Source organism: Deltaproteobacteria bacterium (assembly GCA_005879535.1).
GTDB lineage: Bacteria > Myxococcota > Myxococcia > Myxococcales > 40CM-4-68-19 > 40CM-4-68-19.
In genome coordinates this window covers 1-10466 of the sequence record VBKI01000012.1, presented here as the reverse complement: position 1 = coordinate 10466, position 10466 = coordinate 1, and the positions used below count along the sequence as shown (strand labels likewise).

Annotated in this window: 11 protein-coding genes; 7 read left to right on the top strand and 4 right to left on the bottom strand. The window is 66.7% G+C overall.

Annotation, left to right across the window (positions count from 1 at the left end; genetic code table 11):
* Positions 1 to 89 precede the first annotated feature (89 nt).
* The 6 genes from E6J58_00795 (at position 90) to E6J58_00770 (ending at position 5711) form a co-directional block, all read left to right on the top strand.
* Positions 90 to 395: a hypothetical protein gene (locus tag E6J58_00795; protein ID TMB43759.1), complete on the top strand. Its 306-nt coding sequence runs from the start codon at positions 90 to 92 to the stop codon at positions 393 to 395.
* Between the two features lie 473 nt (positions 396 to 868).
* On the top strand, positions 869 to 1714 hold the full coding sequence (locus E6J58_00790; GenBank protein ID TMB43758.1) for a hypothetical protein: 846 nt from the start codon (positions 869 to 871) through the stop codon (positions 1712 to 1714).
* Between the two features lie 449 nt (positions 1715 to 2163).
* Entirely contained in the window at positions 2164 to 3321 is a 1158-nt protein-coding gene (locus E6J58_00785) for an SMP-30/gluconolactonase/LRE family protein (GenBank protein ID TMB43760.1), read from the top strand.
* Positions 3322 to 3400: 79 nt separating this feature from the next.
* Positions 3401 to 4150 carry a hypothetical protein gene (locus tag E6J58_00780; protein ID TMB43757.1) on the top strand — a complete coding sequence of 250 codons (750 nt, stop codon included), beginning with the start codon at positions 3401 to 3403 and terminating at the stop codon, positions 4148 to 4150.
* A gap of 30 nt (positions 4151 to 4180) precedes the next feature.
* Positions 4181 to 5050, top strand: a complete 870-nt coding sequence (locus E6J58_00775) for a haloacid dehalogenase type II (protein ID TMB43756.1) — start codon at positions 4181 to 4183, stop codon at positions 5048 to 5050.
* A gap of 256 nt (positions 5051 to 5306) precedes the next feature.
* On the top strand, positions 5307 to 5711 hold the full coding sequence (locus E6J58_00770; GenBank protein ID TMB43755.1) for a hypothetical protein: 405 nt from the start codon (positions 5307 to 5309) through the stop codon (positions 5709 to 5711).
* A 300-nt stretch (positions 5712 to 6011) separates the two neighbouring features.
* Here E6J58_00770 and E6J58_00765 read toward each other — a convergent pair whose 3' ends face one another.
* Positions 6012 to 6722 (bottom strand): molybdopterin-binding protein, encoded by a 711-nt coding sequence (locus E6J58_00765; protein TMB43754.1) that lies wholly within the window; start codon positions 6720 to 6722, stop codon positions 6012 to 6014.
* The gene (locus tag E6J58_00760) at positions 6719 to 7366 is read right to left on the bottom strand and encodes a thiosulfate reductase (GenBank protein TMB43753.1); all 648 of its coding nucleotides are present in this window, start codon (positions 7364 to 7366) and stop codon (positions 6719 to 6721) included. Before E6J58_00760 ends, E6J58_00765 begins: the two co-directional genes overlap by 4 nt.
* Positions 7367 to 7488: 122 nt before the next feature.
* Here E6J58_00760 and E6J58_00755 point away from each other — a divergent pair, with 122 nt between their 5' ends.
* Positions 7489 to 8148, top strand: coding sequence for a hypothetical protein (locus tag E6J58_00755; GenBank protein TMB43752.1), 660 nt, complete (start codon positions 7489 to 7491; stop codon positions 8146 to 8148).
* A gap of 49 nt (positions 8149 to 8197) precedes the next feature.
* On the opposite strand, the gene E6J58_00750 is transcribed toward E6J58_00755, so the two are convergent.
* On the bottom strand, positions 8198 to 8806 hold the full coding sequence (locus E6J58_00750) for a hypothetical protein (protein TMB43751.1): 609 nt from the start codon (positions 8804 to 8806) through the stop codon (positions 8198 to 8200).
* Entirely contained in the window at positions 8803 to 9225 is a 423-nt protein-coding gene (locus E6J58_00745) for an MBL fold metallo-hydrolase (GenBank protein ID TMB43750.1), read from the bottom strand. The genes E6J58_00750 and E6J58_00745 overlap by 4 nt, the downstream gene beginning before the upstream one ends.
* Positions 9226 to 10466 lie beyond the last annotated feature (1241 nt).

Below are 10466 nucleotides of genomic sequence, written 5' to 3'. Positions count from 1 at the left end.
CTGTACTCGGATGTGCGAGAAGCGCGCCGTACCAGCCCGTACGCGACAAGCGGACGCGCAGGTGCACTCGAGTCGACGCGGAACGCTGAATGGAAAGGCTCTTCGCGCGGCATGGCGATTGCTCAACCAGATGTCGCCTCCTCCTCCTCCTCCTCCTGATCGCGGGCGCCTTCACGGCGGCCTTGAGCGATCGGACCGTCTCCGCCTTTGCCCGCAGGATCCACCGCGCCTCGTCATCGCCCATCGCCACCGGCGCGACGGTCTCCGCCTTGCGCACGCTCACCTCCCCTCGCGGGACCGCTTCTCTCAAGAGCGGCCGGTCGCGGAGCCTTCGCGCCAGCCGCGCCATCTTCACCGCCGTGCTCGCGTTGATCCCGAGCTCTTCCCGGGCGTAGTCGCCGAGCCCGCCGTCCGACGTTCAACGCGTCCAGGCCCTCGCCGATGGCGACGTCGAGGGCGCCATAACCGGCGGTAACGTTCCGGAGCAGCGCATCCATCTGGTGCGCCATCCAGCGACCGAGGACTGGATCCCGCACCCGCGGAAGCCGCGAGGGCAGCGGAGCCGCGGCACTCGCCACTGCTTCCAGCCTCGCATCGAGCTCGGTGCACGCATCGCTCATTTGATGAGCGTACCAGGGCCCTCTGACATTCCAGGTCCGGACGGCGCGATTCCACGAGGCGCTGTTTGCAGGGACTGCGCTAGCTCTGGCCCTTCAATGGCGAGCCGTGTAACGGATCGTCGTTCGCGATCGACGCCTTTCCGGAAGCCTCGTAGTCCCCGAGCGCGGCGTTGCGGATTCCCCGGACCGCGGCGCCGCGGATCGGCCTTCTCTTCACGGCGCGCCGAGGCGCGCGAAAGGTGTTTCCGATGGTTCGGGCAAGGTTCGTCGCCGCCGCGCTCGGCGCGCTGGTTGCCGGCCGTGCGCACGCGCAGATTGTGGAAAAGAAAGTCCTCACGCTGGAGGGCGCTCGTCGCGCCATCGCCGCCGCGGAGGCCGAGGCCCGCCGCAACAAGGCCGGCGGCATCATCGCGGTCGTCGACGATGGCGGGAACCTGATGGCGCTCGAGCGCCTCGAGGGCACTTTCGCCGCCGGCGCGCGCGTTTCCATAGGCAAGGCGCGCACCGCGGCGCTCTTCAAGAAGCCAACCCGGTTCTTCGAGGAATTGATCAACAAGGGACGGACTGCGATGACCGCCGTCGAAGACTTCACGCCGCTGATCGGCGGCGTACCCATCGTCATCGAGGGCCAGATCGTGGGCGCGATCGGCGTGAGCGGCGCCAACAGCGCGCAACAGGACGAGGAGCTTGCCCTGGCGGGCGCCGCCGCCGTCACCGGTGCTGGCGCGACGATGTCGATCACCTACTTTCGAGGCGCGGAGGTGGCGGAAGCGTTCGTCAAGGGCCGACCGCTGGTCGAGGTAGCGAACTACAAGGTGCACGCCAGCCACCGCGACGGCGCCGGCAAGGCCGAGGTCCACCTGCGCGACACGGACATCATCCACGTGCTGCACGGCAAGGCAACACTCGTGACCGGAGGGACGGTCCTCGAGGGACAGACCATCGAGCCGGACGAGATCCGCGGCGCCGGTTTGCAGGGTGGCGACACGCGCCATCTCGCGGAAGGCGACGTGGTCGTGGTGCCGAGCGGCGTGCCTCACTGGTTCCAGCAGGCTTCGGCGCCGTTCAACTACTACGTCGTGAAGGTGCGCTGATGGGCACGGTCACTCTGCTAGCCGTCCTGGTCGCGGCTCCCGTTGCGCCTGCGCCCTACGACGACGCGTACCGTCTGCCAGCCGCAATCGTCGATCTCGCCGATCCGGCAGCGCTCGCTTCCGTCGCGGGTTCCTGGCGATATCGGGACGCATCCTTGACGACCGTAGATGCGCGCGCGCCCGGCCCCGATCTGCGGGCTTCCGGCAAGCCGGTACGCTCGCAGCAGTTCTCGCCGCGCGCGGACGACGACGACTCGAAGTGGGAGGTCGTCGCCGCGACCGCCCTCGAACAGCGGCGCGGCAACGGCAAGGTGTGCTTCGGATGGTATCGCCTGACCCTCAACGTGCCGGAGCGCATCGGGACCACCGAGGTGAAGGGCGGCACCCTCGTCTTCGAGGTGGTGGTCGACGATTACGCCGAGGTCTGGGTCGACGGAAAGCTCTCGCCGATGCTCGGCCAGAGCGGGGGCGCGGTCGTGCGCGGATTCAACGCGCCCAATCGCGTGGTGCTCACGCGCGAGGCGAAGCCAGGGCAGCAGTTCCGCATCGCCGTCTTCGCAGCCAACGGTCCGCTTTCCATCGGGCCCGACAACTTCCTCTGGATCCGCTCGGCCACGCTCGAGCTGCATCGGCCGGCGGCGGAGAAGCGCAGCTTCGGGTCGATTGCCCGCATCGATCCCGCGCTGGATGAGCTGGTTCCCGCGGACGCCCGCATCGAAAAGCTCGCCGAAGGATTCGAGTTCATCGAAGGACCGGTGTGGCATCCCGATGGGTACCTGCTCTTCAGCGACCCCAACGCGAATCGCATCTACCGCTGGACGCCGGACGGGCAAGTGTCTGTGTACCGCACGAAGAGCGGCTACAAGGGCGCGGACGTCGGCGAGTACCACCAGCCGGGGTCCAACGGCCTGACGCTGGACCGTGAGGGCCGGCTCACCGTCGACGAGCACGGCAACCGCCGCGTCACCCGGCTGGAGCGGACCGGCGCTCTGACGATTCTCGCCGATCGCTACCAGGGCAAGCGGCTCAACAGCCCCAACGATCTCGTCTACCGGTCGGACGGCGCGCTCTACTTCACCGATCCGCCATTCGGGCTGCCTCGCGTCTACGACGACCCGCGCAAGGAGCTTCCCTACAGCGGCGTCTTCTGTCTCAAGGATGGCGGGCTGAAGCTCGTCTCCACCGATCTGATCGGGCCGAACGGAATCGCCTTCTCGCCCGACGAGAAGTTCCTGTACGTGACCAACTGGGACCCTCAGCGCAAGGTCGTCATGCGCTATCAAGTGGCGCCCGACTGCGGCTTGTCCGGCGGTCGCGTCTTTTTCGACATGTCGGCCGCGCCCGGCGAGGAGGCGCTGGACGGGATGAAGGTGGATCAGCGCGGGAACCTCTACGTCTCGGGGCCGGGCGGCGTGTGGATCGTCTCGGCCGAGGGCAAGCATCTGGGAACCATCGTTTCCGAGCAGCTCGCGGCGAACATGGCGTGGGGCGACAGCGACGGGCGGACGCTGTATCTGGCCGCGCGCAGCGCGCTCTACCGGATCCGGCTCTCGGTGCCGGGCATCCGTCCCGGAGGCATGGTCCAGCTGGTGGGAGCGGCCCGCTGAGAGGTGCGCGCTGTAACGCCGCGCTGAGAGTCTTCGACTGATCGCAAGCCCACGCTACACAAACCAGAGAGGGATTCCCATGCTTCGCTTTGCATTCCTGTTGATGATGACCTGCGGGATCGCCGGCGCCGCTGCTGCGGCCGACGGCAGGACCACGTTCCATGTCCGGATCGAGAACGTCTCGACCGGGACCACGCTGCGCTCCTCGAGCGGAGATACTGCGCCAGCGCCGCACTCGCCTGGGCTCTGGATCGTCCACGCCGGCAAGCGCGTCGTGTTCACGAGCGGCAAGCCCGATCGCGGACAGGGCCTCGAGGCCCAGGCCGAGGACGGCAACCCCTCGCAGCTCGCGGCGTCGGTGAAGAAGATGAAGGGCGTCGTAGCGAGCGGAGTGTTCAACACGCCGGTCGGCGACGACAAGGCCGGGCCGGCGCTACCCGGCAAAGCGTATGAGTTCACCGTCCAGGCGAAGCCGGGGGAACGACTGACCGTAACGACGATGTTCGGTCAGTCCAACGATCTGTTCTACGCGCCGTCGGACGATGGAATCGCGCTGTTCGAGAATGGCGCTCCCATCAGCGGTGACGTGACGAGCCGATTCCATCTCTGGGATGCCGGCACCGAGGTAAACGAGGAGCCAGGCTTCGGTCCCAACCAGGCCCCGCGCCAGAGTGCACCGAACACCGGTCCCTCCGAGCACAAGCCGGTGCGTCGCATCGAGGACGTGAAGGATGGCTTCAGCTATCCATCCGTCGAGCAGGTGCTGCACGTGACGATCGCCCCGCGGGCCAGCGAGATGGCGACGACTAACGCTGCCTCGTTGCGCTGAAAGCATCCGCTGGACGGGTGGCGAGCGTCGATGGCCGTCTCGCCGCCTGTCCGCGACGGTGCTAAGACGGGACCGCTGCAAAGGGGGACGAACATGCGCTCACAGAGACGCGATTTCTTGAAGATGGTCGCAATCGGAGGCGCGAGCTTCGGTGCGCTCGCCTCGAAGACCGCCGCCGCCGAGGAGGCGCAGCGCAAACGCGCACCGCGCGGCGCTGCAGAGCTCAACAAGATCAAGAGCCTCGCCTTCGACGCGTACGGCACGCTCTTCGATGTCCATTCCGTCGTGTCGCTCGGCGAGCAACTCTTCCCCGGCCAGGGCACGGCGCTGAGCAACACCTGGCGCCTCAAGCAGCTGCAGTACACCTGGAGCCGGAGCTTGATGGGACGCTATGAGAACTTCTGGAAAGTGACCGAGGATGGTCTGGTCTTCGCGGCGAAGAGCCTGAAGCTTGACCTCGATGCTTCCAAGCGCAAGCAGCTGATGGATGCCTATCTCTCCCTGACCGCGTTCCCTGACGTGGCCCCGGGCCTCGAGCAGCTCAAGTCGGCGGGCTACAAGCTCGCCATTCTCTCCAACGGGGAACCGCGCATGCTGCAGGCGGCTGCGAAGAGCGCGGGGATCGATCGCTTCCTCGCGCGCATCATCAGCGTGGACGAGATCAAGATTTACAAGCCCAGCCCCCGCGTCTACGAGCTCGGCCCGAAGAGACTCCAGAGTCCTCGGGAGGCGACCGGCTTCGTCTCTTCAAATGCATGGGACGTAGCGGGGGCCGCGAACTTCGGTCTGGCGACCTTCTGGATCAACCGCGGCAAGCAGCCGATGGACGAGCTCGGGTTCGCCCCCGACAAGGAAGTCGACAAGATCACCGACCTGCCTGCGCTACTGAAAGCGGTCTGAGCCTGGTTTGCGGGCAGGCCGCCCGAGGGCACGTGGCCGGCGGGCGGAGTTCTTTCACGCGTGCAGGCCGGTCGCGCTCTCGGCCTCCGCGCGCGCGTCTTCCCCCATACGCCGGCACGACTCGAAGCACCGCCGCGTAGCAGTGCCTCTGACACCCCGGATTCCGCTTCCGGCGAGCTAGCCGGGAACGCGAATGCGGCGGCGCCCCAGCTGGTGTACTAGATGCGGCATCCCGCATCTTGCAAGGGAGGATGAGATGGCCACCGCAAGGAAGATCGATGTGCTGACCGTGAAGCTGGACCCCAAGCCCGGAGCGCTCGCGCAGGTCCTGAGTGCATTCCGCGAAGCGAAGGTCAACGTCACCGCGAGTTGGGCGTACCAGATGGGCCCCGGGGAAGCGCAGGCCCATTTCTTCACCGCCGACCTCGACCGCGCGAAGCAGGCGCTCAACAAGCTGGGCAAGGCGCCCAAGACCGAGGCCGCGTTCTGGGTAGAGGACGCGGACAAAATCGGCAACTACCACAGTGTGCTGGAGAAGATCGCCAAGGCGGGCATCAACATCGAAGCGACGGACGCGTTCGGAATCGGCGGGAAGTTCGCCACCATCGTCTTCGTGGCCGAGGGCGACGTCGCCAAGGCGGCGAAAGCGCTCGGCGTCTGACTCATCTACGTCATCATCGACCGGCAACCTGGTTCCGGCGTCCGGTGGAGCGCTTTCCCGGATGCATGCTGCAACGGAGCGATACCGGCTCTAACATCGCATCATGCGTGCCAAACGAGCAGCTCGCGTCGTTCGAGATAATCCGTTCTTCCCGTTCATCCCATTCGGACCCATTGCGCTCTTTCTGGGCAGCGTGGTGATGTCGGCGCTGGCCCTGCGAGGAGTCCGGCAGGTCCGGCGGGAGCTGGCGGCTATTGCGACTTGAGCCACTTCACTTCGTCGTACAAGACGCTCTGTGGGTCACACCCCTGCGAACCATTCGTAGCCGAGGTCCTCCCAGTAACCGCCCGTGCGAACGGGTTGGAAGACGACCTCGTCCACCCACTTGACCATCTTGTAACCGAGTTTGACCGCCGAGTAGAGACGCACCGGCGCGCCCTCCTCGAGTGACAGCGGGGCGCCGTTGCGGCCGTAGGCGAGGATGGTCTGCGGATGCTCCACACTCTCGCGATCCCAGCTCGAGTAGTAGCGAACGGGCGACGCACCCGCGTTCGGATAGCCCTCCTCGAAGCTGCGGAATTCGACGAACCTGGCGCGCGGGTCGGCGCCGCAAAGCCGGGCGATCTCCGAGACACGCACGCCCTGCCATGACGCGACGGCGGACCAGCCTTCGACGCAATGGTGCCGGACGCGGAATTGCGTTGGCGTCAGGCGGCGGAGGTCGGTGAGCGAAAGATCGAGCCGCCTCGCCACGAGGCCATGGACACGCAGCTTCCAGTCGGCCGGGGCGGCGGGATATTCGTCGGCGACTTTGTACAGCGGAAAGGCTCCCTGCGGCGTGAGAGCCCCGGCGGATTCTTCGGAGGCGAGCTTTCCCGGGCGAAAGAACGCGCGCTGCATGCGGTCGTTGAGCCGCTCCGTGAGCCCGAGAAAACCCTCGTGTGGTTTGCTTGAGTCACACCCCAGCGGAAGCAACGCGAGGCCGAGGAGCGTCCTTCTCGAGACGGTCATGCGCGCCGTCCTCCGGTGAAGATCGACGCGAGCGCCCGGGGATGAAGCACCGTCAGCGCAACGTGGCCGACCGTAAACACGAGCAGGGCCGCAAGCCCGAGCAGATGGAACGCCCGCGCGCCTTCGTAGCCACCGAACAGCGCGGCGAGCACCGAAAGCTGGACAGGCTTGTAGAGCGCCAGGCCGGAAAGAACTTCCAGCGCGGCGAGCGCGATCACGAGCGTGTAGGCGAGACGCTGCAGCCCATTGTAGAGCCCTTGCTCGGGCGGCGATTTGCGAAGGCGCAGGTACCACGCGGTGGTGTGAAGCGCGTTGCCGGCGTCGCGCCGGGGATGGAATGTGCGGCGCCGCCACTCCCCGCTGATTGCCAGCCAGACCACGTACACCAATGCATTTGCGACGAACAACCACGCGACGCCGAAGTGCACGTGGCGCGCACCTGCGAGCCAGTCACCGGCACGCATCCACGCCGGAGGCGTCCAGCCCTGAAGCGGATACCAGCCCGCGGGAGCGCCCTTCGGGCCCATCTCGGGAAAGGCGGCGAGGATCTGCAACCCGCTCGCCGCCATGATCGCGAGCAACGGGACGTTGGCCCAGTGGGTGATCCGGACGGCGAGCGGCTGCTCGGCGCGAGGAGACGCCATGGCGTAAGGCTAACCACACGAACCGCGCACTTCGACGCCTCGAGTGCTCGTTCCGTCGACTGTACGATGCTCGTGTTCGAGCGAATGCATACCGTCCGAGCGTAGTCGAGGAGGTACACATCATGCATCACCAACTGGCCTTCATCGCGGCGAGCTTGTTGGCCGGCGCTGGCACGGCGCAGGTGTCGTCGTCCGGCAAGTCGGCGCCGGAGCACGTGCGGGGCGACATCGTCGCAATCGATGGCAACACCGTCACGGTCAAGTCACGCGGCGGCGAGACCCTGAAACTGCAGCTTGCGGACGACGTTCGCGTCTCCGTGGCGGAAAAGGCGGAATTGGCCGACGTGCGCGACGGGGCCTTCATTGGAACCACGGCCGTCGCCCAGCCCGACGGCACGCTCCGCGCGATCGAGGTGCACCTGTTTCCCGAGTCAATGCGGGGAACCGGCGAGGGCCATCGGCCATGGGACCTGCGGCCGGGTAGCACGATGACCAACGCGACGGTCACAGGAGTGGGTGCGGCAGGCGGGAAGTCGCCGAGCACGATGACGAACGCAACCGTGGCCAAAGTCGCCGGCCGCAAGCTCACGCTGAAGTACAAAGACGGCGAGAAGACGGTCGTACTGCCACCCGATGTGACGGTGGTCAAGCTCGAGCCGGCGGATCGGTCACAACTGAAGCCCGGCGTGCACCTGTTCGCGATCGCCTCGCGGCAGGCGGACGGGACACTCCGTGCCGAGCGGCTGACGATCGGCAAGGACGGGGTGGTCCCGCCGATGTAGCCGGCTGCTCGGATGTCCCCGCGAGCGGTCGTCTTTCTGTCCCGCCGCTTCAGTGGTCGGCCAGGATCCTCTTCCCGGACTTCACGTTGAAGCAGGCCGCACCGCGGTAGAGCAGAGAGATGGGCTCCACGCGCGCCTCGTCACGGAGCGTGAGGAAGAGCGGCTCGGTGCCCAGGTCAAGGAAGATGTCGCGGATCTCGTCGTGGTGGCCGGGCAGGTAGAAGCGGGGGTTGAACAGCTGGACCAGCGCCATCGTCACCGGGATCTGCGTCTCCTGCACGTAGTGGCCGACGTAGGCAACGATGGCAACGTCGGTGCGGCCGATGCGCTTCATCAGATCGATCTCCGCCTGCGTGATTGGACCCGCGCTGTCGAGCCAGATCAGGCGGAAGCCGCTGTCGAACGTGAGCAGATACGCGATGGTGCCGATGGTGATGACGCGCGGGTCAAAGGTGCCGCGCGCGCGCACGACGTCTTCGGCGGCGACCTCGGCGGGTGAGGGAGTTCCCAGCTCTGTCTGGATGGCAGTGGTGAACGCGGCGATGGTGGCTCCCGGCAATACGCTGTGGTGCGCCAGCACCGCCTCGACGGTGAATCCGCGGAAGGCGAACCGCTCGCCGCCCGTTCCGGTCACGCGCACGGCCTGGCCGTCGGTCATCCCCTGCGTGAGCAGCTTCTCGTAGGTCGGCGGGCCGCCGATGGCGCGAATGCCGAGGCGCAGCGCGATCGACGAGACGCATCGCTCATGTGATCGAAGTGGCCGTGGCCGAGAAAGATGGCGTCCGCGCGAGTCACCTGCGCAGAAAGCAACCCGATGGGGCGGTTGCGCGGGCCGCGGTCGAAGTAGGTGTCGAAGAGAAGGACCTGGCCCCGGTACGAGATCTCGTAATTCGTGGTCCCGAGCCAGCGAACCACCAGCTTCTCGTCATCGTGCGGAACTGGACCGCCTGCGGCGGCCGGCTTGACGCTTTCGCAGGGATCGCTCTCGTCGCGCTTCGCGTCGCCCGCCCGCGCAGCGGAAGCCGAAATGCAGAGCACCGCGAGCAATGTGCTGAGGCGGATGAATGAAGTCGTCATGGTTCTCTCCTCGCCGGATCCCGGTACATCACTGACCGACGCCGACGAGTACGTCGCTCGCCTCGGCGTCGCGCACGGCAGCGTCGGCGTCTTCGGGCAGAAGGAACCGTTCCTTCACGGCCCGCTTGACGAACTGCTCGACGGCTTTCACGTAGCCGTCGTGACTCTTGTACAGCTTCTGCAGCGACGGCCGCGGATCACCCGCTGCCCTGGCCTGGTCCTTCGTCGTCGATAAGGGCAGGAACATGCCGTTCAGCTCGCAGAGCTCGCCGTCGGCGTAAGGAGCGCGGCGAAGGTTCCATCCGGTCAGCGTCGCGGTGGGAACGCCCACCACGGGAACCTCGACGCCGCCGAGATCGATTCCCACTTCGCTCACCCGCGGCACCAGCACGCGGTAGGTCGCGAGGACCGGAGGATGGCCCCAGTTGGTGATGATCCCACGGTTCTGCGAGACGGAGGGGCCGAAGTCCAGCTCGCCGAGCGCATTGAAGAGCCCGTTGTAGGTCACACCCGGGATCGCCGGAAAGCCCACCTCCTCGCGGTCCTCGGGCGGCACGAGCAGCCCCTCGTCCACCGTCGCGCGCCGGCTCTCTGGCGCCGCGATGCCCTTCGTCACCCACTCGTCGAGATCCGTGAAGATCGCTCGCAGCGCGGGTCCGACGTAGACGGGATTGTTGAGCTGCTGGCACAGACCTTGTGCCGGGACCGAACCGAATCCGCTGAAGTGCTGGAGCCCGACGACCACGTAATGCCGCGCATTCCTGGGCAGCTTCACCTCGTAGCCGAAGCCGTCGGTGTCGACCAGCGAGGATTGCGCCCACCAGTACTCGTTCGAAGTGTCGGTCTGTACGAACAGCGGATCGGTTGCCGGCCGCTTGAGGATGCCGTCTGTCAGCGGCCCTTTTTCGATCCCGAGGGCGACCAGCGGATTTACGCGGACGCCAAAGTTGAAGGGGAACGTGACCTGCGGAATGAAGCGGTCGCGGTGCTCCGTGGACCAGGGGTGGACCTGCCCGAACCGGTAATTCAGCCCCAGCTTCACCGCTCCGGAGATGTGCGCGTGGACCGCGTCGAACACGCGCTGGCCCGCCAGGTCCTCGTTGAAGCCCTGGTAGACGTAGTCACGGACGTAGACGCCGGACTGGGACGCTCCGTACAGGATCGAAGTCGCGACGCCTCTGCTGGTGGCGAACGGATTGGGCCTGCCGGCGTCGTCCGCTGTCCGGTGCCGCAGGAACGTG